Annotated in this window: 23 protein-coding genes; 15 read left to right on the top strand and 8 right to left on the bottom strand. The window is 36.8% G+C overall.

Going from position 1 to position 21,199, the window contains the following annotated elements:
* The first annotated feature begins 18 nt into the window (after nucleotides 1–18).
* On the top strand, nucleotides 19–501 hold the full coding sequence (locus FACI_RS05175) for an acyl-CoA thioesterase (RefSeq protein WP_019841577.1): 483 nt from the start codon (nucleotides 19–21) through the stop codon (nucleotides 499–501).
* A gap of 9 nt (nucleotides 502–510) precedes the next feature.
* A complete protein-coding gene (locus FACI_RS05180; RefSeq protein ID WP_148285732.1) occupies nucleotides 511–1,026 on the top strand; it encodes a PDDEXK family nuclease in 516 nt (171 codons plus the stop codon).
* Here the strand turns inward: FACI_RS05180 and FACI_RS05185 are convergent.
* Nucleotides 1,021–2,373, bottom strand: coding sequence for an acetyl ornithine aminotransferase family protein (locus FACI_RS05185; RefSeq protein WP_009887079.1), 1,353 nt, complete (start codon nucleotides 2,371–2,373; stop codon nucleotides 1,021–1,023). The two genes, FACI_RS05180 and FACI_RS05185, sit on opposite strands and share 6 nt — an antisense overlap.
* Before the next feature lie 203 nt (nucleotides 2,374–2,576).
* On the opposite strand from FACI_RS05185, the gene FACI_RS05190 reads away from it, so the two are divergent.
* The 8 genes from FACI_RS05190 (at nucleotide 2,577) to FACI_RS05225 (ending at nucleotide 7,977) form a co-directional block, all read left to right on the top strand.
* Nucleotides 2,577–3,566: a VIT1/CCC1 transporter family protein gene (locus FACI_RS05190; protein ID WP_009887080.1), complete on the top strand. Its 990-nt coding sequence runs from the start codon at nucleotides 2,577–2,579 to the stop codon at nucleotides 3,564–3,566.
* An 83-nt stretch (nucleotides 3,567–3,649) separates the two neighbouring features.
* Nucleotides 3,650–4,423 carry an ABC transporter ATP-binding protein gene (locus FACI_RS05195; protein ID WP_009887081.1) on the top strand — a complete coding sequence of 258 codons (774 nt, stop codon included), beginning with the start codon at nucleotides 3,650–3,652 and terminating at the stop codon, nucleotides 4,421–4,423.
* Nucleotides 4,420–6,012 (top strand): hypothetical protein, encoded by a 1,593-nt coding sequence (locus FACI_RS05200; RefSeq protein ID WP_009887082.1) that lies wholly within the window; start codon nucleotides 4,420–4,422, stop codon nucleotides 6,010–6,012. Before FACI_RS05195 ends, FACI_RS05200 begins: the two co-directional genes overlap by 4 nt.
* Before the next feature lie 21 nt (nucleotides 6,013–6,033).
* A complete protein-coding gene (locus FACI_RS05205) occupies nucleotides 6,034–6,486 on the top strand; it encodes a 30S ribosomal protein S19e (protein WP_009887083.1) in 453 nt (150 codons plus the stop codon).
* 48 nt (nucleotides 6,487–6,534) lie between these two features.
* Nucleotides 6,535–6,876, top strand: a complete 342-nt coding sequence (locus FACI_RS05210) for a DNA-binding protein (RefSeq protein WP_009887084.1) — start codon at nucleotides 6,535–6,537, stop codon at nucleotides 6,874–6,876.
* Nucleotides 6,877–6,878: 2 nt separating this feature from the next.
* Complete coding sequence (locus FACI_RS05215) at nucleotides 6,879–7,034, top strand: 50S ribosomal protein L39e (protein ID WP_009887085.1); 156 nt, start codon at nucleotides 6,879–6,881, stop codon at nucleotides 7,032–7,034.
* A gap of 9 nt (nucleotides 7,035–7,043) precedes the next feature.
* Entirely contained in the window at nucleotides 7,044–7,316 is a 273-nt protein-coding gene (locus FACI_RS05220) for a 50S ribosomal protein L31e (protein ID WP_009887086.1), read from the top strand.
* A gap of 4 nt (nucleotides 7,317–7,320) precedes the next feature.
* On the top strand, nucleotides 7,321–7,977 hold the full coding sequence (locus FACI_RS05225) for a translation initiation factor IF-6 (RefSeq protein WP_009887087.1): 657 nt from the start codon (nucleotides 7,321–7,323) through the stop codon (nucleotides 7,975–7,977).
* Here the strand turns inward: FACI_RS05225 and pyrE are convergent.
* Nucleotides 7,972–8,472: an orotate phosphoribosyltransferase gene (gene pyrE / locus FACI_RS05230; RefSeq protein ID WP_009887088.1), complete on the bottom strand. Its 501-nt coding sequence runs from the start codon at nucleotides 8,470–8,472 to the stop codon at nucleotides 7,972–7,974. The two genes, FACI_RS05225 and pyrE, sit on opposite strands and share 6 nt — an antisense overlap.
* 79 nt (nucleotides 8,473–8,551) lie before the next feature.
* Between pyrE and pyrF the strand changes: the two genes are divergently transcribed.
* Together pyrF and sppA are read left to right on the top strand one after the other, a co-directional pair.
* Nucleotides 8,552–9,187 carry an orotidine-5'-phosphate decarboxylase gene (gene pyrF / locus FACI_RS05235; RefSeq protein WP_009887089.1) on the top strand — a complete coding sequence of 212 codons (636 nt, stop codon included), beginning with the start codon at nucleotides 8,552–8,554 and terminating at the stop codon, nucleotides 9,185–9,187.
* A gap of 16 nt (nucleotides 9,188–9,203) precedes the next feature.
* Complete coding sequence (sppA, locus tag FACI_RS05240; RefSeq protein ID WP_009887090.1) at nucleotides 9,204–9,923, top strand: signal peptide peptidase SppA; 720 nt, start codon at nucleotides 9,204–9,206, stop codon at nucleotides 9,921–9,923.
* 40 nt (nucleotides 9,924–9,963) lie between these two features.
* Here the strand turns inward: sppA and FACI_RS05245 are convergent, their stop codons facing one another.
* From FACI_RS05245 to FACI_RS05260, 4 genes are all read right to left on the bottom strand, one after another.
* Nucleotides 9,964–10,974 carry a nicotinate-nucleotide--dimethylbenzimidazole phosphoribosyltransferase gene (locus tag FACI_RS05245; RefSeq protein WP_009887091.1) on the bottom strand — a complete coding sequence of 337 codons (1,011 nt, stop codon included), beginning with the start codon at nucleotides 10,972–10,974 and terminating at the stop codon, nucleotides 9,964–9,966.
* Between the two features lie 71 nt (nucleotides 10,975–11,045).
* The gene (locus FACI_RS05250) at nucleotides 11,046–12,002 is read right to left on the bottom strand and encodes a cobalamin biosynthesis protein (RefSeq protein ID WP_009887092.1); all 957 of its coding nucleotides are present in this window, start codon (nucleotides 12,000–12,002) and stop codon (nucleotides 11,046–11,048) included.
* Nucleotides 11,999–13,420, bottom strand: coding sequence for a cobyric acid synthase (locus FACI_RS05255; RefSeq protein ID WP_009887093.1), 1,422 nt, complete (start codon nucleotides 13,418–13,420; stop codon nucleotides 11,999–12,001). Before FACI_RS05255 ends, FACI_RS05250 begins: the two co-directional genes overlap by 4 nt.
* Nucleotides 13,421–13,467: 47 nt before the next feature.
* Nucleotides 13,468–14,442 (bottom strand): aminotransferase class I/II-fold pyridoxal phosphate-dependent enzyme, encoded by a 975-nt coding sequence (locus FACI_RS05260; RefSeq protein WP_009887094.1) that lies wholly within the window; start codon nucleotides 14,440–14,442, stop codon nucleotides 13,468–13,470.
* A gap of 189 nt (nucleotides 14,443–14,631) precedes the next feature.
* Between FACI_RS05260 and FACI_RS05265 the strand changes: the two genes are divergently transcribed.
* Nucleotides 14,632–15,516 (top strand): coiled-coil protein, encoded by an 885-nt coding sequence (locus FACI_RS05265; RefSeq protein WP_009887095.1) that lies wholly within the window; start codon nucleotides 14,632–14,634, stop codon nucleotides 15,514–15,516.
* A gap of 124 nt (nucleotides 15,517–15,640) precedes the next feature.
* Here the strand turns inward: FACI_RS05265 and FACI_RS05270 are convergent, their stop codons facing one another.
* Nucleotides 15,641–16,756, bottom strand: a complete 1,116-nt coding sequence (locus FACI_RS05270; RefSeq protein ID WP_019841583.1) for an RNA-guided endonuclease InsQ/TnpB family protein — start codon at nucleotides 16,754–16,756, stop codon at nucleotides 15,641–15,643.
* A 207-nt stretch (nucleotides 16,757–16,963) separates the two neighbouring features.
* Here FACI_RS05270 and FACI_RS09785 point away from each other — a divergent pair, with 207 nt between their 5' ends.
* The gene (locus tag FACI_RS09785) at nucleotides 16,964–17,389 is read left to right on the top strand and encodes a TIGR00304 family membrane protein (protein ID WP_009887097.1); all 426 of its coding nucleotides are present in this window, start codon (nucleotides 16,964–16,966) and stop codon (nucleotides 17,387–17,389) included.
* On the opposite strand, the gene FACI_RS05280 is transcribed toward FACI_RS09785, so the two are convergent.
* Nucleotides 17,370–18,452: a sugar phosphate nucleotidyltransferase gene (locus FACI_RS05280; RefSeq protein ID WP_019841585.1), complete on the bottom strand. Its 1,083-nt coding sequence runs from the start codon at nucleotides 18,450–18,452 to the stop codon at nucleotides 17,370–17,372. The genes FACI_RS09785 and FACI_RS05280 overlap by 20 nt on opposite strands.
* Before the next feature lie 385 nt (nucleotides 18,453–18,837).
* On the opposite strand from FACI_RS05280, the gene FACI_RS05285 reads away from it, so the two are divergent.
* The gene (locus tag FACI_RS05285; RefSeq protein WP_187288936.1) at nucleotides 18,838–21,198 is read left to right on the top strand and encodes an ABC transporter substrate-binding protein; all 2,361 of its coding nucleotides are present in this window, start codon (nucleotides 18,838–18,840) and stop codon (nucleotides 21,196–21,198) included.
* Nucleotide 21,199: the final 1 nt, after the last annotated feature.

Genomic DNA, 21,199 nt, shown 5'->3' on the forward strand with positions numbered 1-21,199 from the left:
TATTTACAATCAACCTATATGGGAAAAAGAGTTAGCGAATCGGATGTAACATCCGAAATCATTGTACTTCCCGGAGACACCAATATGTTCGGTGACCTGTATGGTGGGAGGCTTGTTGAATGGATGGATAACATAGGGAGCATAACAGCTTTTAAGCATAGCAGAAAGAAAGTGGTCACGGGCAGCATAGATAACCTGTTCTTTCTTTCACCAATAAAACTTGGATATATAGTGCATCTGCATTCATTTGTTACCTATACAACAAAATCAACAATGGAAATTGAGATAGATGTATCTTCTGAAAATGTCATTACCAGTAACAGCAATGTTACAACAAGGGCGTTTTTTACATATGTTGCACTGGACGAAAATGGCCATGCAACAGAGATACCTGAGATAATACCGGAGAATGATATTGAACGTAAAAGATTCGTGGATGGCGAAAAGAGATTAGAACTCCGGCTTCAAGCCTTAAAATCTGTTAAAGCAGATTTGAAATAAGTGGTATAAGTGAATGGCAGCATCTACGAAAGGGAGTTAATGAATATACTCATAGGTACGAAAAACACACTGGATAGGATAACGAAAAATCTTGACCCCGTTTCAAAGGATGTGGTATATACAATGATGGATAAGCCATTTTACGTTGCCCGGGCAGCAGGTTCATTTGGTGCAGATCTTGTGGCACTGCGCGATGATTATTCTCTCGTAATTGAAGTAAAATCGTCTTCCAGATCACAATTAACATTCAGTGAAGCCTCCGGGACAAAGCAGGACCAGGCCTTAAAACTCCATAACAGGTGTATTCTATCCGGGCTTTTCATAACATATGCCTACAGGTTAAAAAATTATAAAGGGGATTTCTGGAGATTTTTTTCAATAGAGAGCGATTACCAGTACAGGGGAAAAATGCGCGGGCTTTATGAACTTCTCCCAAAGCAGGAAATAACTAGAACAGGAAATTATATACTGAGATGGGAGGGCGGATTGCCACTCACCACCCTTGTCAATTATTTAAATTCATAAGGCTTTTTTTATTGAGTTATCAAGTATATCTATAGCCTCGTCAATCTGTTTCTCATTCACGATCAAGGGAGGTATAAACCTTATGGCGCTCTCACCAGCACCCAGCAATATGAGCCCGTTTTTATAGGCATTCTCTATAGTTTTATCCCTGAGCCCACGGAAATGGGCTTTGGTCTTTCTATTTTTAACAAAGTCTATTGCCTGCATTAATCCAAGCCCCCTAACGTCTCCTATGTTATCATATTTTTCCTGCAATTCGTGTAGCCTCTTATTAAGGTAATCTCCAACCTTTCTTGCGTTTTCAACCATATTTTTATTTTTTATTTCTTCTATTGTGGCACGGCTTGAAACAGAGGCAAGAAGGTTCCCGCCAAATGTGTTGGAGTGCAACCCTGATTTCTCAAAATTATATTTGCTCTTTACAACAGATGCACCCATAGGTATTCCTGAGGCTATTGATTTGGCTACAGACATAATGTCAGGGTCAACACCGAAATATTCCGAAGCAAAGAAATATCCGGTTCTGCCGAATCCTGTCTGCACCTCATCCATTATGTACAGTATTTCATTATCATGGGCTAGCTCCATGAGTTTTTTGTGGAAATCCATCGGTGGCACAATATATCCACCTTCACCCTGTATTGGCTCTACAAGTATAGCTGCAACATCATTGGATGGCAAAAACTTTCCAAACACATAATCTTCCAGATAATCTATGGCCGCATTTGTCAGGTCTTCAGGCTCTTCATAGCCATCTATGTTGAATGGATTCCTATATGGGTCTGGAAATGGTATATGTGTAACACCGGCCATTTCCGGGAAGAAACCCTCATGATGCACTGGTTGTGATGCCGTAAATGACAGTGCCCCCATTGTTCTTCCATGGAATCCGCCTATGAATCCGATAAACTGTGGCCTTTTTGTATAGCTCCTTGCCAGTTTCAGTGATGCTTCATTGCTCTCAGCACCGCTGTTTGCATAAAAAACCTTTTTGTCGTGGCTGCCAGGTGATACTCCTATCAGTGCCTTTGCTGCTTCTACCTGCTCGCTATAGTAAAAATCCGTTCCTGCAAAGTGCCACAATTTATGCAGCTGTTCCTGGACTTTTGAGATAACATATTCATTGCCATAACCTATGTTTGTTGTACTTATTCCGCTGGAGAAGTCAAGAAAAACATTATCATCAACATCTTCAATATAACACCCCTGGCCCCTGTATGCAACTACAGGCAATGACTTTGTGGATGTTGCCAGATATTTTTCATCCTCTGCCATAATTTTTTTTGCATTAGGCCCCGGTAGTTCAGTTGTTATTCTAACGCCGTTCAACAATACATCGTTTTCCATAAAATTATAATATTTAGACAGTTATATACTTTATCATGTGTACATTTTGTGCTATTTCTATGTAACAGAATAAAAAAATATAAAAATTCTATGATTTAGGCTGGCATAAGTTATATGTAGAAGATTAAAATTTAATCCCAAAAATTTCATAGGTTAACCAAAATTATCAAAAGAAGTTTTATATAATTGATCTATAAAGATATATGGTTGGTACTTCAAATTCCCGGTATCAAATAAAATTTCTCCGCGATGAACTGACAGACATGATTTTCTATACTTATATGTATAGAAAAACAGAAGACCCGGAACTTAAGGAGAATTTCAAGCAACTGGCTACTATAGAAAATGAACATGCAAATTTCTGGGGGCAGTCTCTGAAATCATCAAACGTAGACATAAATAAAATCACATACAGAAGAACCAAATTTTTTTTTATGAAAATTATCAGGGTCATAGTTGGGAAAAATCTCATAATCAATCTCCTTGAACACGGTGAATATCAGTCTATCAGGAAATATAAAACCTATCTTGAAAGTTATAAGCAGGAAGATGATTATAAAAAAAAGGTAAATGACCTCATATCCTCTGAAATGCAGCATGAGGAGATATTTGCAAATAAAATATCAAAAAGTGTTAAAAACATTCAAAAAAGCAGGGATTTTTTATATGGCATGAGTGATGGCCTTGTTGAGGTCCTTGCAACCCTGGTCGGTTTGTCCGCAATAATCACAAGCCATATAGATATTGCGTTGAGCGGGGTAGTTGTGGGTATAAGTGGAACATTCAGCATGACCCTGGGGGCATATCTGGCACAGAAATCTGAATCAGAATATAAAATTGCCATGCTTAACAGGAAACATATATTTTCCAGAAGCAAGGGCTTGGAAAACATGATCAATCAATACTCTTCAGAAGCCACAATTTCTGCACTCAATACAGCAATTTCCTATATAACAGGGGCGGTGATTCCCATATTGCCTTTTGTTTTTTTTCAAAAGTACATGGCGGTAGCACTTTCAGTAATACTCGTTTTCATAGCACAGATGATTTCCAATTCTATTGTGGCACTTTCACTCAACACACCTATTCTTAAATCCGGGCTCAGGGCCTCACTGTTAGCTCTGGGTGCTGCTGCAGCAACCTTTGCCGCTGGAGAAATATTCCATATAATATTCCACATTTCACTGCTGTGATAATGGATACTGGCAAGAACCTGCTGCAAATAATATATGCATTGCAACAAAAATATTTATAATAGATATGACTATTAAAATCGTTGAACACAATAGAAGTAACGAATCTGTACAAACGTTATGGAACCACTACAGCACTTAATGGTATCAGTTTATCTATTGCCGGTGGCCAGATATATGGTATACTTGGGCCCAACGGTTCCGGCAAAACTACATTATTGAAAATACTTGCAGGAATATTGCCGCCTTCTTCAGGGGAAGTTGTGATTGATGGCATGAATCTTACCGGCAACTCAGACAATATAAAATCCATAACAGGGTATATACCGGAAACACCTGCATTATACGAATCACTTACCCCCATAGAATATTTCAACTTTCTTGCATCTGTGTTTAAAATCGAGGATTCCGTTTTGAAAGAGCGGATAAATGCATTTTCCAATGCCCTTGAAATAGGGAAATACCTTAATGAATTCATAGGGTCATTATCGTTCGGGACAAAACAAAAAGTGGCTATTATCGGATCTTTAATACACGACCCGAAAATAATTGTCATGGATGAAGGCATGAATGGTCTTGACCCGAAATCATCAAAAATTATTAAGGAACTATTAAAAGATATGACAGCAAAGGGCAAAACAGTAATTTTTTCCACCCATATAATGGAAATAGCGGAAACCGTCTGCGATACCATTTCTATATTATATAACGGGAACATAGCCGGAACCGGCAATCTTGATCAATTAAAAAGTGAAGCAGGGTCAAACAACAGTGATCTTGAGGGGGTATTCCTTAAACTGACCGGAGACGAGGACCTTGACAATCTGCTTGACTCTCTGAGGGAATCTATAAAATGAAAAACCAGACATTATTCTTAAGCAAATTAATAATGGTTGAGCAACGGTATCTTGCTTTAAAAGATACCCCAAAATTTCAGCGGAGCGTAAATACCATAAATAAACAATCATACTTCACAAGAAATATATTGATGACATATATCGCAAATGCAATACTTTTTACAATGATTTTTGTGCTTCTTGATTCTGTTTATTTTGAAGAGAAGGATACAGCAGCGCTAGCTTCCTTCGGGCTTATTGTGTTTCTCTATCTCTTCATAATAGGCATTTATAATTCCATCGTTTTTTTCAACTCTGTATATAGCAACAATATAATGGCCCCTCTGAAGTCAATCCCGATCAAGGTCAATGTCAACGTCCCATTTATATCCTGGTTTATTTACAATTCATCATCATATATTTTTGTTGTTTTCCCATCTGCCATATTTTTTTATCTTCTTACACATGACTATGAAACTATATTCCTGGCTATAATTTACGCATTCCTTGTGCTCATGGTCAGTTTTATTATCTCATCCCTACTGTTTATATATTCCGGGAAAAAGGCAAAAACACACACATCAATTAAAAATGTAATTAAAATTCTGGTACTTTTCCTTTTCCTGGGGGCATTTTATCTTCTAATCGAAGATCCATCTTATTTTGGCTATGTTAGCAGTGCAATTGCCGCTCTTCCATATTATGTCAGAATATTTGCATTTCCAATAAATTTAGAATATATTGTATATTTAAATTATACCCTCCCCCTAATCTACAGGATAATAGAAATACTCCTGTCGCTTTTGTTTCTTGCAATTGTGGTTTTCATATATTTTGCTTTAAGGGAGAAAATATACAATATTCTCATGACATCTGAGGAAAACGAATCAAGTGAAAAGGTATATTCAAACATAAAAGGGAATAAAATGCTTGCAGCTTTCCTTAAAAAGGATGCAAAAAGTACCTTCAGAAAACCCCAGAACCTATCATATATATTCCTGCCTGTACTATTTGTAATTCCATTTTTCCTTGGAGTTGGCATAGGAGATGGCTTCAGTTCTTCATTTTTTACCCTGCTCTACCTGGTAGAGTTTGTGTCCTCATTTTACGCAATTTTTCTGCTTGTTGTTGAGGGAAAGGGAATTGAAGTTCTAAATTCATTGCCTATTAAGAAGCAGTCTATTGCCTTTTATAAGAGTATCTTTGGTTTAATTATATTCTCGGTTATTGCAATAGCATTCACGGTTGTGACCATAGTGATCAGCCACAAAATCGGGTTAATCGATCTTTTCGAACTCATTGATGCTATAACACTTTTTTATATTATACTCACGGTAAACATCAATCGCCTGTTGAAAAAACTTCCGCCTGGAACATCAAACCTTAATTATTATTCCTTTGGAACCTATCCGATGCTATTTATATTTATTTTATCTATACTTTTACTTGGAATATCTGTCGGCCTGGCTCTGGGCCTATCATTTTTATTATTCTATAGCATATTATATTATGCTTATACAGACCTGATTGTAAATATTATTATGTTATTATTTTTTATTGCAAAGCCAAAAATTTTTAAAAATAACGAAAATGTTATAAATAGTTTATAAATAAACCTGCATCGTGATAATATGGTAGATGTTAAAGAAGTTCCTGCAGATTTATTGCTAAATAAGCTTGCATCAGAATTTAAAGAGAAAAATGTTGAGATACCGGACTGGGTAAATTACCTTAAGGATGGTATAGGCAAGGAACGTGCGTGGGTACAGGATGACTGGTACTATACAAGGTTAGCTTCCATTATGAGGAAGGTATATCTTAATACAAATATAGGAATATCAAGGCTTAGCCAGGAATATGGCAGTCGCCAGGATAGAGGCACCAAGAGATACCATCCTGTGCAGGGAAGCAGATTTATAATCAGGAATATACTTCAGTCCCTTGAGGCGCTAGGATATCTCAAGAAAGACACAAGGACAGGCAGGTCACTTACACCTGCAGGCCAGTCCATGCTGGATAAGGCAGCGAAGGAAGTAATGAAAAGCCTTGCCGAAAAGGATAAGGTTTTTGAAAAATACCTTTAATAAAAAATCTTATGAATATTGTATTAATATCTGGTAATGGTGTTGTAAATGGATAATGATGACGAGTTAAATAGGATAAGGCAAAGAAAACTCGAAGAAATGCAGAGAAATCAGCAGCAAGGCCAGTATGACGAGGAAAATAGAAAGCAGATCCAGGAGGAAGAAGCCAGAAGGCAACAGATATTACGCCAGATATTATCAACAGAAGCACGTGAAAGACTGAGCACACTTAAGCTTGTAAGGCCGGATCTGGTAAGCAATGTTGAAAATCAACTAATCCAGCTTGCCGGTATGGGCAGAATCAACAGGGTTATAGGCGATGAAGAATTAAAGGGAATACTTTCAAGATTGATAGGCAACACAAGGGAAACAAAGATAGAGAGGAGATGAATATGAGTAAAAACAAGCCACTTGGCAAGAAAATTAGATTAATGAAGCATGTAAATTCAAACAGGAGGGTTCCTGGATGGGTTATGATGAAAACCGACAGGAAAATGACACAGAATCCTAAAAGGAAGAACTGGAGAAGGTCCAACTTAAAACTATAGGTGTAAAAGATGGCAGAGAATAATGAATTATCAACAGAAGAGCTCATAACAGTATCACTCAGAGGTGCAAGGTCATCCTCAAGGCGCAGGAGAGCTGACACTGCTATAGGCATAATAAAGGAAGCAGTTTCAAGGTATACAAAGTCAGAAGTAGAGAAGATATGGATAGATAATAAGGTAAATGAACTTATATGGGACAGAGGGAGAGAGCATATACCCACAAAGATAAGCCTGAAAATCATTAAACTGGAAGATGGCACAACAGAAATAATTCTCCCGTAATATTATGATTAAAAAATTATCCATATTCGAAAGTGATTTTATTGGCGTATACGCAAAGGTATTCAACGATTTTGCCTTTTTGCCCAGAAATATACCGGAGGAAACACGCCTCTCAATAGAGGAAACACTAGAGGTAAAAACAGCCGGCGTAATAGTTGATAACTTCAGCCTCATAGGCACAATGCTTGTCTTCAATTCAAATGGAATTGTAGTTTCCGGGCTCTCCAGCAAAGAGGATTTTTCCGGACTCGACCTTGGAGGGCGGAGGCTGGTTTTTCTAAAGGACCGGTTAAATGCAATAGGAAATAATATTATAACCAGCGATAGGGCTGCAGTAATACACCCATCATTTACTGAATCTTCTGAGAAGGCAATAGCCGATACACTTGGCGTTGAGGTAATAAAAACACCAATTGCTGGAGTCAGTACAGTTGGGAGTGTCGCTGTTCTAAATAATAAAGGAATGCTTGTTTCTCCTGAGGCAAGCGAAGAAGAAATAAAAAATTTAAGCGATATATTTCATCTCCCTGTAAAAACAGGAACTGCCAATTATGGGAGTTATTACATCGGCGCATCAATTCTGGCAAATTCCAGCGGCATACTGGTTGGAAATGCTACTACATCAATAGAACTTGGAAGAATAGACGATATATTTTCATAAGAGTTCAGATATTTTTGCCACAGATTCCAGTTTTATTCCATTTTCTTTTAAAAGCTCTTCTCCTCCGGATTCCCTATCAACAACGCATACAGCGTGGTCTACTATGGCCCCATTATCTCTGAGTATCTTTGCAGTCTTTAATAACGAGTTTCCGGTAGTAACAACGTCTTCTATAAGGTCTATTCTGCTTCCAGAAATTATATTTCCAACTATCTGCTTTTTTGTCCCATGCTCCCTTTCTCCCTTTCTTATTATTATATACGGTTTGCCGGTTTTTAATGATATTCCTACTATTAACGGGACAGCGCCCAGCTCCATGCCTGCAACAGTGTCGTATATGGTTTTCCCTGCCAGGTCATCACAAATTTCAGACAATGTTGCAGGGTCTGTGCATGCTTCCTTGATATCCACATAATATGTTGATTTCTTTCCTGATGTTAGGGTAAAATCACCGAATTTTATCATTCCTGACTGTATAAATTTTTTCTTATCCATGGCTTCTGATTAAAACTGTTTATTTAATTATATGCTTGCCTTCGCATATCTATTATATACGCATAATAAATATACAACAATGGAAAGTAAGATTATATTTGCGCTGGATGTTTATGATTACAATACAGCTATGGAACTGGCCAGAACTGTTGGAGAAAAGGTATTTGCAATAAAAATTAACTGGCCCGTAATTCTAGAAAATGGGATAAAAATTGTCCGGGACCTTTCTAAATATGCAAATATAATATGTGATTTTAAACTTGCTGATATAGATAATACTGTGAGCATGATTACAACAAAGGTAAAAGAATATGGCGGGTATGGTATAATCAGCCATTCATTTACCGGGTTAAATTCATTGAAAGCTGTCGTTAAAAGCGCTGGAAATATGAAAGTATTTTCCGTTGTTTCAATGTCACAGGAGTCATATCTTGACAATATTACGGAGGAACTCATAAAAATATCAAGGGAGGCCGGTGTTTACGGGCTGGTTGCACCGGGAAACCGCCCCTATTACCTTAAAAAAGTCAAAGAACTTTCAGAAGGATTAAAAATAATTTCCCCGGGTGTAGGTGCCCAGGGCGGCGATATAGTAAATGCAATGCTTTTAGGGTCTGACTATGTAATAATCGGGAGATCTATTTACAACTCCCTTGACCCGCTGGGAACCCTTGAAGGTTTTTCCAGCAGTATTAACAATAAATTAAATAAATAGAGTTACATATTAATACATGTATATTAGCGTTTTAAATTTCAAAGGTACAATAACAGGGAGTTCGCCGGGCACCTATATGCCTGCCCTGCGTTATATAGAAAAGAAAAATAAGGTAAAAGCATTGCTTCTTATTATAAACTCTGGAGGAGGGGATGCCAACGCCACAGAAATACTCTATAATCAATTAATGAAAATATCCAGTAAAAAACCGGTTTATGCCCTGATAGAGGGAATAGGCGCATCCGGAGCCTACTGGCTTGCATGTTCAGCAGAAAAAATATTTGCTATGCGGACATCGCTTGTGGGTTCAATAGGCGTCATAAGCATGTCACCTGACTTTTCAGAATTCCTTGATACTCTGGGCATAAAAATGAGGATAAATAAGGTTGGAAAATATAAGGATATAAATTCTCCATTCAGGCCAATGACGGAGGAGGAAAATGCCATTTATAACAATATTATGAAGGACGTTTACTCAGTATTCAGGGAAGAGGTCAAAAAGAGAAGAAACCTTGGTGAAGATATCATGGAAGAGATTGCAACAGGGCTTGTATTTTCTGCAGAACAGGCAAAGAAAAATGGGCTAATAGATGGCATAGCCAATCTGGAAACTGTGGTTGATGAATTAAAAGCAAAAACAGGAACAAATTCTATAAAAAATCTCACACCAAAAAGGCCATTTATTTCCCGTTTAATGTCCATGTCTTTCGAGGCCATATATAATGTTATAAAATAATTTCAGGCAATTAACTATCGAACTCCATATGGCAATAATATCATTTCAGGAAGGATCTGTACACTTTTTTTATATTGCTGTATACTGGTGCAGTATTGCCGCCAAGGAGGTACGATACTCCGAAAGCCGCACCGAATCCAGTGCCTTCTTTTACATATCCTTCATCGTAATATTTTAATCCCGTTATTCCGGAAAAATTCATGTTTGCATATAATACGCTTTGCCCGGCAAGTTTTCTCATAAGTTTATCCTTATCTTTCATAATATAGCCTGTTGTGAAGACATACCTGTTATTATTGCCATTTATCAGCCTGTCAAGGTAAAATACTGTTGCCATCTGGGTACCTCCTGCATAAAATAATGTTGATTTTTTAATAACACTGCTAATCCCAAGGGAAATTGCCATCATATAATCACCGAATTCAGCCACGCTATCATTATAACCAGGCAACTGTCCAGTTCTCTCCAGTGCACGGGCTGTAAATGATTCTTTTATTGCATCTGGAGAATTTTTCATTGAACTGCTTGTCATTTCACCAATGCCAATGGAGGAAAGTACAGTGTGGGCAGTTGTGGTACCTCCAGGAACACTTTCTGCCAGAAATATAAATTTATACCTTCCATCAAGCAAATTTCCGAGATAACTCCCATAGGCCTTTGCTCTTTCATAAAATTGCAACGCCCTTTCCTTTGATCCATCACCCGCACTCCCCAGTGATGTTTTTATGAATGGAATTGCAGGATCCTGGATAAATCCAGCGTCCATAATTAAGGTATTTATGCCCGATACTTCATTGGCGCCCCTTGTTATTATTGACGGTGTAGGAATGCCCTCTTCTGTCATTGGAACAACATCATAGCTTATGCATTTCCCTTCTGATATTATTTCAGAATCCAGTACAGGTGTCAGTTTGGTAAGCTCTGGAGATGCACCTGCCGCAGAAATACCTGGAATTGTTGATACCTGAGTTGTACCTCCAAGAAGAATATAAAGTATATCATGCCTGTCTGTAATTTTGTTATAAACATTATTGCCTTCAACTATTTCCATAAATTGCCATTGCCACGATATTATAATACTTCTGCTGAAATCATGTTTAAATTCATTAAAGGATATTTTATTTAGAATAAGAGAAAGATATGCAAAACAAACAGGACAAGCATTACAGGAATAACAAATATCAGCAGGGTTAGAATTGAGGAAAGGTAGTATATGTGCATTGCTTTCTTTATATCATTAACACCAGGGGATTTTGCATCAGGATTTATTATGTATTCACCGGATTTCTCAAGCCTGATACCAAGCACTTTAGCCATTGCCCCAATGCTGTATCCTGCATTCAGGCTGTCTGTTGTATTTATTATCCTGGTTTTTGCGTATTTAATACCCAGAAGGAAAGCACTGATGCTGAACATAAACGGTGCCATTCTTGAAGTGATAAAGTTTGTAATAGAATCTCCAATCGCAGTGCACCTCCCGAATTCATAGTGGGTATTGTCACGATATGCTATATTGGAATCCATAGTATTGATAACTCTGGCCACCATTGCACCAGCGATGCCAAAAAACGCATAGAAGAACATGGGAGTTAGATATCCATCTACAAATCCTTCTGCAATAGTTTCTACTGCAGCGGATGCTATTTTTTCAGAATCCATACTGGAGGTATCCCGCCGGACAACCATAGATGTGTATTTTTTAGCTGAATCCAGATCACTTTTTTCCAGTGCATTTATAATTCTGTTTACATGTGTTCCCATACCCCTTATAGAAAATGTACTTTTAAGGAAATATATATAGATAACAGCGAAAAGAATAAGCAATATTGTATTTTTAGCTATGTATAATAAATACAGTACGGCAACTAATGGAACCGTATTTATAAGTATGATAGAAATAAGAAAAAAACATCCGGCTGCTATTTTATTATTCTTTGAAATAAACCGTGTTTTTAGCTTTGATATGGTAATGCCTATAAAAACTACGGGGTGTATCCTGTTTGGGGGTTCCCCTATAACAACATCAAATAAAATAGAAAAAAATAAAATTAACAATGCCAGGACAAGCAATTCAATCATAATATCAAATCTTCTAGCAGTTCCATATTCATATTCCCGGTAAATAGTTTTGAGGTTGCATCTATATTTTTAATCAGGGTTTTTCTATAATCTCCGCTCTCAATATTCAGCAGGCGATTCAGTAATGCCCTATTCTCAAATATTCCGTGTATGTTTGTCCCATATATATTTCCACGTACAGACCCCTCAGGCTTTCCATCAATGTATGCCAGGGGTGGCTCCATGTTCCTCACTATTGACCCATAATGTATTTCGTAACCTTCTCCATGAATTTCACCTGGAAAAATCTTATCATTCAGGGTGTAGCTCACAGCACCTGTAATCTTTTTATTTTTAAATTCTGTTTCTATATCCAGTATTTCCAGGCATTTTATTTCCTTTTCCGCGGATTCCACATTATCAGTATCTATGACCCGCTTGCCCAGCATCTGATACCCCCCACATATGCCAATTATTGTTTTCGTGGCCTGAAGTGCTATCAATTTGCTGGCTATGCCATATTTTTCCATATAATGAAGATCCTCACCCACAAGTTTTGACCCTGGCAATATTATAACATCGCATCTGTCCAGGGCATCAATATTGTCCTTATCCACGAATGTGAATCCAATATTGAGCAGGTAAAATGGGTCAAAATCACTGTAAACTTCCATATGTGGATATTTTATTATGCAAATTCTATGGTTCTGTATAGCCGGCTTATTATAATTTAATGAATCTTCACCTGGAAGGGAAATACCAGAATATGGGATAACCCCGATAACCTTCTTTCCTGTTAGTTCCTCCAGTTTTAATATTCCTGGAGAAAGCATTTCAGAATTTCCTCTCATCCTGTTTATTACCAGGTATTTTACAAGATTGCTATCAGGCATGAGTTTTACAGTGCCATAAAGGGATGCAAAGACGCCCCCCCTCTCAATATCTGAAATTAGAATTGCAGGGGTACCGTACATGCTGGAAACATATGAATTTGCAAAATCACGATCCTGCATATTGATCTCTGCAGCCGAACCTGCACCTTCGGATATTATAATGTCATATTCACCGGAAAGCCTATCTATTGCACCCTTTATTATTGCTTGAGCATTATTTTTCAGATAACTGTAATACTCTTCTATTTTCATGCTTCCTATAGATTTTCCCTCTACTATAATCTGTGATTTCCCCATCCCTTCCGGTTTTATAAGAAATGGATTCATATATTTAGAAGGCTCTGCTCCTGCTGCAATAGCCTGAAGCCACTGCGCCCTTGATATTTCAGAAGAATCCTTCAAAGATATGGAGTTCAGGGACATATTTACTGCCTTAAACGGTGCAACTCTATAGCCTTTTCCGGAGAAATAGTAACAAAGGGACATAGCCAGTGTGCTTTTCCCTGAATCTGAGGAAGTTCCGAGAACCTGTATCATTTTAACCATGTATTTCACCGGTATAACAATTTAAGGCGTTAATTAAAACTTTATTTTTAACCCTTTTTTTTACACTGATTCTCATATAGTTGCTTCCGAATTCGTTTGTAATCATCCAGCAGCCTTATCATTATATTTTTACCTGCCAGATATGCTTTAAGCCTGGAGCCATCAATACTGGCTGGCAATTGAAATGTTATGTAGTTTGCCCTTGGCTTTCCCACAGTACGGAAACCTATATTTTTAAGGGATTTTATAAGATAATTTCTTTCTGTTTCTGTGCTCAGTGCCACATTGCTTAAATCCTGTATGTTCCCATCTATATATGCAAGGGCTGCCTGATTGATTCTCCAGGGTTCCAGCTTCTCTTCAATATTGTGTATTGTTGTACTGTTAGATGCAATATACCCGAGCCTTAATCCCGGAATTGAAAGTATTTTTGTCATTGACCTCCCGATTATAACATTGTTATATTTTTCAATCAATTCTCTTTCCATTATTTCCCTATTATTTACAAACCATATGAATGACTCATCCAGAAATACTGTTGAATTTTTCTTCATTGCAATTTCTATTATGGAATAAATGCTGCTAGAGCTCATCAACTGCCCTGTGGGGCTATCAGGGTATACAAGAAATAATGCTTCAAAATTGAAATTACTTAAAATCTCAGGATGATCATTTACAACATTAAAAGGAATAATTATTCTCTTTCCCTCAATTTGAGGTTTCAGATATTCTGTAAAGGAAGGAGAAATAATAATTACATTGCCTTTAATTGATGCCAGGAACGTATGAATGAATGCTGTAAGCCCTGAAACCAGAGAAATATTAGCCGGATTAAATTCATTGCCCGCCAGAATCTTTTTATATGCAGCCAGGTTTGTTTCCGGATAGTTTTCTATATATTCTTTTTTTATAATAAAATTTTTAATCCTGTTAAAATCACTTATACTGGCTGAGAAATCCAGTATACTGGACAAACTTGCCTGATTTTCCCGGGCAAAGTCGTATATGTTGCCACCATGCATTTTTGTTTATCATTATTTGTTATATAATTTTATATAATTTTAAAGCAAATTTATAATATTGTTGTATTTGTTAGTTAACAGTAATACTTATATAGTCTTTTTAAATACAAATTTTAATTGCAGATATATGTGAAATGGATTTTTACTAATCCTTCCGTATTATCTGAAATAAGATATCGAAGTGTTAGCATGACAGACCTTTTGGAAGATTTTGAGACAAAAAAAGAGGCAATCAGAGATGAAGTAGAACTCCATATTAAAAAGCGAGATGAAGCCAATGCAGAAGCCCAGAAGTACGCGAAGATCCGTGATGAGTTAAATCAGAAAACCCACGAAATGCGTGAACACGCAAAGGAAAAAATCGCTGAAAAAAATGAGTTAATTGAGAAAATTAAAACTTTGAGGGACGAAAAGGAAGTTCATTACAAAAATCTTTCTGAATTGAAAAAGCAGCTACGTGAGTACAGGTCAAGCCTTGGTACCAATATTGATATTAAGGACATTAAAGCTAAAGAGAAAGAGTTGCAGTACCTTGAGAGAAGGCAGCAGACAACCGAGTTGAAAAAGGACGAAGAAAATAAAATCATTGTTGAAATAAGAAGGTTAAACAATGAAATAAAAAAGTCAAAAACACTCAGGGAGCAGGAACTTTTAAAGAATGGCGATGTAAAGGAACTTACTGACAAGATCAATGAAGAAAGGACTGTAGGAGAAGGATATAAAAAGGAAATAGAAGATCTGTCAAACAGGATCTCACAGCTCAGTGATGAAATTAACGATGAACTCCAAAAGCTTGATGAGGTTCGCAAGGTCGCTGACGAGAATCACGAAACATTTATTAAATATAGCCAGGAGTCCGAAGCAGAACACGCAGCTTTCCTGAAGGCAAAAATAGAGCTCAAGGACATGGAGAAGGCTATATATTCCATAAGGAATAAATCAAAAGTCACAAAGAGAAAGGAAAAGGAATCTGAACTCCAGGAAAAGGCTTCTGAACTGTATGAGAAATTCAAGGCAGGAGAGCAGCTAACTACAGAAGACCTTTTAATATTGCAGAAAGCAGGTTTCCTTTAATCCTGTTTTTAGTTTGCATATTACATTTACCAGCAATTTTTCATATTTTATAATTTATTTTAAGTGGAACGAAGATTTAAATTTATTAGCTATATCGGTTGCATACTCCGTCAACTACCCACAGCTAAAGCAGTGAGCTTGCAACTGGGCTGTCACAATGGACAATAAAATCACCCGCTACAATAGGCTGGTTGGCAACAGCCCTGTTCCTGATATTAAGGGAAGCAATATAATCTGCTTCTCCCTTTAATCCACAGGAAATGCATTTGAAAACTGACCTCTCAGGCCTGTTTTTTTTAGATATAGTATGGCAGTTAGGGCATTCCCTGCTTGTGTTATGTGGGTCTATAACAATAACGGGAATGCCTGCTTCCATAGCTTTGTATTCTATAAACAGCCTGAGCTGGTAGAAAGCCCATGAATTATGGATATATCTATTTCCTTTTTTAACAGTTTCCCTCATTCTTATACCACTGAGATCTTCAATGGCAATAGCGGAAGAGGTGCCTCTGGCTTTATTTACTATTTCTTTGGATATTATATGGTTGGTATTTGTAGCAAACCTATGCTCTTTTCCTGAAAGCTTTTTAAGATGCCTTTTTGCTGATTTAGTATTAACGGATTGCAATCTGGAACGGAGATCTAAATTGTGTTCCCTTACATTCTTGATCTCATCTCCGGAATAGTATTTGCCTGTGGAGTCCACGGAGATGTTTACTATACCCATATCTACACCTATAACATTCTTAGGTTCAATAACTGGTTGTTCCGGTATATCAATACTTACCATTAGATAGAAAATTTTATGCTTTCTTACAAGGTCACATTGGCCCCTTACCATATCAAAGGGTATATCAGCATATTTTCCAATGGTTATAGGTATTCTTATTCTTCCCTTAATGGTGTTAAGGCTTACTTCATTCATACTTTTAAAGCTCATTATTCTCTGGTCATATACAATTGAGCCATACTCACGGAACTCATGGAATACTGATCTATCAACTGTGTAGGTGTCCACAACCTTTGCAATAACTCTTATGGTTAACTGTGCTGATAACCCTAATTTGTTTCTAATATCATAATATACTAATTTCTGAAGGGATATTTTATTGTATATTTTATTATCCCATGCTATTTTAGAGACAAAGTTGCATGCTTCATTGAACTGCCTGAATGTGTCAAGGAGTAGAGCCTTCTGATTATCGTCTGGAAGCAACTTGATTTGAAGGGTTTTGAGCACAATATTCAAATATAAACTCAATATATAAAATTGTCGCAACTCCTCCTATGACTGAAGTCATAGGCTTCCTTGCGAAGGGGTCGTGATCCAGATTTCAAATTAAATTATTGAAATGTTGTTGATTTAACTATCTTAAACATAATATGGCAAAATTAAAATGATAAACTAAATAATGTACCGGTTATAAGCTCCGGTGGTGATATTAAAATGCCAGGGAAAAACGGCAGTTCAAATAGTTTATATGCAGGAATTCTCCTGATATTATCAGGATTTGCCATATTGTTCACCCTCGCAGTAGAAGGGCTTGCCAGGGCAGGCTTTTTGCTTTTCTTCCCATTTATAGTTAGCAGCAGCCCTCTGGCATTTATCCCGTTTATTCTCATTTTCTCCGGAATAATTTTACTGTTCATATCTTTTCCTTTAAATTCGAATAAAGAATACAATAGGGAATACGGCATATACACGGAATCAGAACATGAAAAAGAAGAAAATGAATCACATTTTGGTGGTTTCCTGATGATAGGACCAATTCCTATAATATTCGGAAATGATAAAAAGATGGTTTATATATCAATTGCCATAGCAATATTCATCATAGCATTATACCTATCATTTATATTTCATCTTCTATGACTTTGGATGCAAGTGAAACATTATATATTCTGGATTTTCCACGTAAATCCATATCCGGGGCAATTATGCTGTCCACGATTTCCGAGTTTTCACCTATTACACAGTTTTTCATTATCACCGAATTCCTGATTTTGGTATTTTCCCTGACGGTAACATTATCCATCAACAGAGAATTTGTTATTTCAACATTGTTCCCAATAACTTCATTATCATAAAGGGCTGAATATTTGATATATACATTATCACCTGCCTTTATGTTTCTTCCTATATAGCATTTGTCTATCCCTGTATTATGGATTCCTGCCATATCAAGTATTATATTCTTCCCTTTTATAAAATCCACATTGCTTGGTTTGCCATATTTCTCCACCATAATCTGATTTGCCGTTATAAGGTCATTAGGCCTTCCAGTATCAAGCCATACACCCTTTCCCATATAACCATATATATCTATGTTTCTTTTCATAAGTTCCGGAAACAGGTCCTTGGCAAAATCATAGGGCATTGTTGTTATATAATCCAGAATTTCTGGTTCTATAACGTAAATTCCCGTACTGGCAATATGGGAAAATGTCTGGTCCCTGTCCGGTTTTTCCAAAAACCTAACAATCCTGTTATTTTCCATTTCTACTATTCCAAATTGCCTCGGATCTTCTACTTCAGTTAAGACTATTGTTACCATTGCCTTGTTTTTTTTATGAAAATTTATTATATCTGAAATATTAAAATCAGAAAGTATGTCTCCGCTTCCAACAATTAAAGTATCATCTATAAAATTTGAGACCATTTTTACGCTTCCAGCTGTTCCTGCGGGTTCTTTCTCTACTGAGAAGAGTATAGCCTGGTCATTATGCCTGTTTTCTATAATGCTTGTTATCAGCGAACTGAATTTGTATCCTGTTGTGATTATAACATCTTTTATTCCAGCATTGTAATAGGAGTCCAGCAAATACAGCATGCATGGTTTGCCAGCAATTGGAACCACTGGTTTTGGAATTGAATATGTTATAGGCCTTAAGCGAGTACCCTTCCCACCTGCCATAACAACGGCTTTAATACTCATAAAATTGGATAATACAATCATTTATATTATTTTGTATTATAGGTGCTGGATTGCAGGTTGATGCGGCAATATGGGAATAATAATTTATTGTATGGACATAAACAACCAGCATAAATAACATCAATTTCTTATATAATATAGTTGAACATATCATAGTCAAGTGGTTATAAAATAAATAATCCTGATTATTACATTTTCCGGGTATCTGAAAAGCCATGCAACCTGATTTTAAAGATATTATAACGCACTGGCTGTTTGAATTCAACCTTCTGTAAATTTATTCAGTGTAGTTGAAACGGTATGCCCGGGTTTTGTTTATGTGTATATGCCACTATTAGAAAACCTTAATTATCCAATTTTAAATAACGTCTGCATGAAATCCAGCATGCCAGATCCCGAGACTTATCCAAAAAAACCAAGGTCTACAAGAAAAAAATGGTATGCTGTAATTATAGTTCTCGTACTTATAATATCATCATTAGGGGTCCTTTCTCTATTACACCCTGAATCTAAATCTCCTGATATTTCTGTGGATACCGCTCCAAATTATCTGAAAACCGGGAGCAACTATACAATATCACTGAAAGCAAATGAACCCTATAAAACGCTGACAATTTTCTGGGGAGACGGCAACAGTACAGCATTAAACTATACACAGGAAACAGTATCAGTATCGCACATATATAATAGCCCTGGCATATACTATATATACTACATAGCAAATTTTACATCAGGGCCGGAGGAATTCAACACATACATCCCTGTTTATGTTGAAAGTGCAGGCACCGGCAATAGAACGGCGGAAGGAACACTCACAATTCTGAAAAGCTCCATTTCTCCTGTAGTCGCAAATTCTAATATATATAGCAATAACACAACTATAGGAATGAACATCAGCAATGCAGGCAATCCTTCAAACTCAACATTCACAATACTAAACCAGACATTGTATGTTTATAAAAATGGGAGTTTAAATAAAACACTTTCTCCTGGAAATAATGACACACTTACAGTTAATACTGGATATTATATGCTAAAACTTTCAACTACTACAGCCAATAAGGCTGGAACAAATTATACAACTTATTATTACATGGATATTCCGGTAAACCCAGCCGCGAAATTATATATTAACACCGTTAACAATTCAATAGTGATGGATAGCCTTACGCCATATTCAAATCTTAATCCACAGGAAGCTTATACAACATCTGAACTTGAAATACTTGACAACATAGAGGAAACCCTTGTAGGAAATGGCAGTTCCGGGTACTTCCCTGAAATTGCAGCTTCCCTCCCATCCCCACATGGGATTCATGGCAACAGCTATACTTTCAATATAAGCAGCAAGGCTAAATTTTCTACAGGCCAACCGGTAACGGCTTACGATGTTTATTATTCACTTGTTATGGACCTCCTTCTGGAAAATAAAGAGCCACAGACCCCTGGATGGCTACTTGCCCAGTATCTCCTGCCGGGGAATTACCATAGCACAGATAATTATACAAATATAAAGAATGCAATTACATATGATAATTCCACACAGACGGTTACCCTGAATTTTACAGCAAAACTTCAACCAGATACAGTATTCAGCATACTTTCTTCTCCAGGGACATTTATATCGTCATATTCTTATTTATTGCAGAACGGTGAAAATTTAACATTGTCGTCAGCAGGGGTTAGGACGTTTGAGAACAGCAATAAAACATATACAATGTCAGGTGCCATTTCAGATGGCCCCTATATGATATTATCTTCAGTTCCTGGTGAATACATCACAATGGTAAGAAACCCGTTTTTCATTGGAAATGCCAATAACAGCGTTCCTACAATAAATTCAGTTACAATTGATTACATAAGCCAGTATCCATCTATTTATCAGGATTTAAGATTTAATACTTCCCAGCTGGCTATTTTCCCTAACACATATCCATATACTTCATATTTAACAACTGTTAAACCATATAATAATTCTTATAACGTTTCAACCATATACGACTTTAATGCCAATGTAAATAAAACTATTCTGGGAAAATATACAGACAATGTGAATTTTCCCGCAAACTTATTTTCTAACATAACCGTCAGGGAGGCTTTCATGGAAGCCTATCCTGGAAATAATTTAACATCCGCGGAGGCTTTGTGGAAGTCATTTATTAGTAATACAAATACCTCGAGCAGGTTCCATATTGACCCTTCCGGGAAGTATAATAACAAACCGCTGGAGATTCCTATATTTGCCATGCCGCTGGTTTCCGGTCCAAATCTGTCCCAATTTGCTGCTAACCTTGAGGAAATGACAAATAATAGCTCCAGTTTTTCCATTGTTACAGAGCCAGTGTCGTTCTTCAATGAATACACATATTCAGGATTGAACCCTATGCCCATATATGAAACTATAACTGCAGAAAACATGAATTTATCCGCATATTATAGTTACCTGGGCAGCACTATGAACTATACCCACGCCTACAATAATGGATTCAGCAATTATTCATTTACTGCAAGCCATATGAACCAGTCAATTATTATGAGCCAGTTAAATTCCAATATATCCAGTCTAGTTATGAATTATAACCAGACAAATCTCGTTAAAACAAAATCACTTATGAACAGCCTTTATCTGTACATAAATACCTCCAGGAGCATAAATACGAAGCTTTACCTGCAAAATTATATAACTGCCGGGAACGGCACATTCGATAGCCAGGGAATTGTTATTTTCAACAGGCTTTCAATATAGC

The organism is Ferroplasma acidarmanus Fer1, from assembly GCF_000152265.2.
GTDB lineage: Archaea > Thermoplasmatota > Thermoplasmata > Thermoplasmatales > Thermoplasmataceae > Ferroplasma > Ferroplasma acidiphilum.

What these genes read in the sequence shown, in the direction of transcription:
- FACI_RS05175 (WP_019841577.1), top strand. Translation starts at nt 19, where the DNA reads ATGGGAAAAAGAGTTAGCGAATCGGATGTAACATCCGAAATCATTGTA.
- FACI_RS05185 (WP_009887079.1), bottom strand. Translation starts at nt 2,373, where the DNA reads ATGGAAAACGATGTATTGTTGAACGGCGTTAGAATAACAACTGAACTA.
- FACI_RS05190 (WP_009887080.1), top strand. Translation starts at nt 2,577, where the DNA reads ATGGTTGGTACTTCAAATTCCCGGTATCAAATAAAATTTCTCCGCGAT.
- FACI_RS05200 (WP_009887082.1), top strand. Translation starts at nt 4,420, where the DNA reads ATGAAAAACCAGACATTATTCTTAAGCAAATTAATAATGGTTGAGCAA.
- FACI_RS05205 (WP_009887083.1), top strand. Translation starts at nt 6,034, where the DNA reads ATGGTAGATGTTAAAGAAGTTCCTGCAGATTTATTGCTAAATAAGCTT.
- FACI_RS05210 (WP_009887084.1), top strand. Translation starts at nt 6,535, where the DNA reads ATGGATAATGATGACGAGTTAAATAGGATAAGGCAAAGAAAACTCGAA.
- FACI_RS05215 (WP_009887085.1), top strand. Translation starts at nt 6,879, where the DNA reads ATGAGTAAAAACAAGCCACTTGGCAAGAAAATTAGATTAATGAAGCAT.
- FACI_RS05220 (WP_009887086.1), top strand. Translation starts at nt 7,044, where the DNA reads ATGGCAGAGAATAATGAATTATCAACAGAAGAGCTCATAACAGTATCA.
- FACI_RS05225 (WP_009887087.1), top strand. Translation starts at nt 7,321, where the DNA reads ATGATTAAAAAATTATCCATATTCGAAAGTGATTTTATTGGCGTATAC.
- pyrE (WP_009887088.1), bottom strand. Translation starts at nt 8,472, where the DNA reads ATGGATAAGAAAAAATTTATACAGTCAGGAATGATAAAATTCGGTGAT.
- pyrF (WP_009887089.1), top strand. Translation starts at nt 8,552, where the DNA reads ATGGAAAGTAAGATTATATTTGCGCTGGATGTTTATGATTACAATACA.
- sppA (WP_009887090.1), top strand. Translation starts at nt 9,204, where the DNA reads ATGTATATTAGCGTTTTAAATTTCAAAGGTACAATAACAGGGAGTTCG.
- FACI_RS05245 (WP_009887091.1), bottom strand. Translation starts at nt 10,974, where the DNA reads ATGGAAATAGTTGAAGGCAATAATGTTTATAACAAAATTACAGACAGG.
- FACI_RS05250 (WP_009887092.1), bottom strand. Translation starts at nt 12,002, where the DNA reads ATGATTGAATTGCTTGTCCTGGCATTGTTAATTTTATTTTTTTCTATT.
- FACI_RS05255 (WP_009887093.1), bottom strand. Translation starts at nt 13,420, where the DNA reads ATGGTTAAAATGATACAGGTTCTCGGAACTTCCTCAGATTCAGGGAAA.
- FACI_RS05260 (WP_009887094.1), bottom strand. Translation starts at nt 14,442, where the DNA reads ATGCATGGTGGCAACATATACGACTTTGCCCGGGAAAATCAGGCAAGT.
- FACI_RS05265 (WP_009887095.1), top strand. Translation starts at nt 14,632, where the DNA reads ATGACAGACCTTTTGGAAGATTTTGAGACAAAAAAAGAGGCAATCAGA.
- FACI_RS09785 (WP_009887097.1), top strand. Translation starts at nt 16,964, where the DNA reads ATGCCAGGGAAAAACGGCAGTTCAAATAGTTTATATGCAGGAATTCTC.
- FACI_RS05280 (WP_019841585.1), bottom strand. Translation starts at nt 18,452, where the DNA reads ATGAGTATTAAAGCCGTTGTTATGGCAGGTGGGAAGGGTACTCGCTTA.
- FACI_RS05285 (WP_187288936.1), top strand. Translation starts at nt 18,838, where the DNA reads ATGCCAGATCCCGAGACTTATCCAAAAAAACCAAGGTCTACAAGAAAA.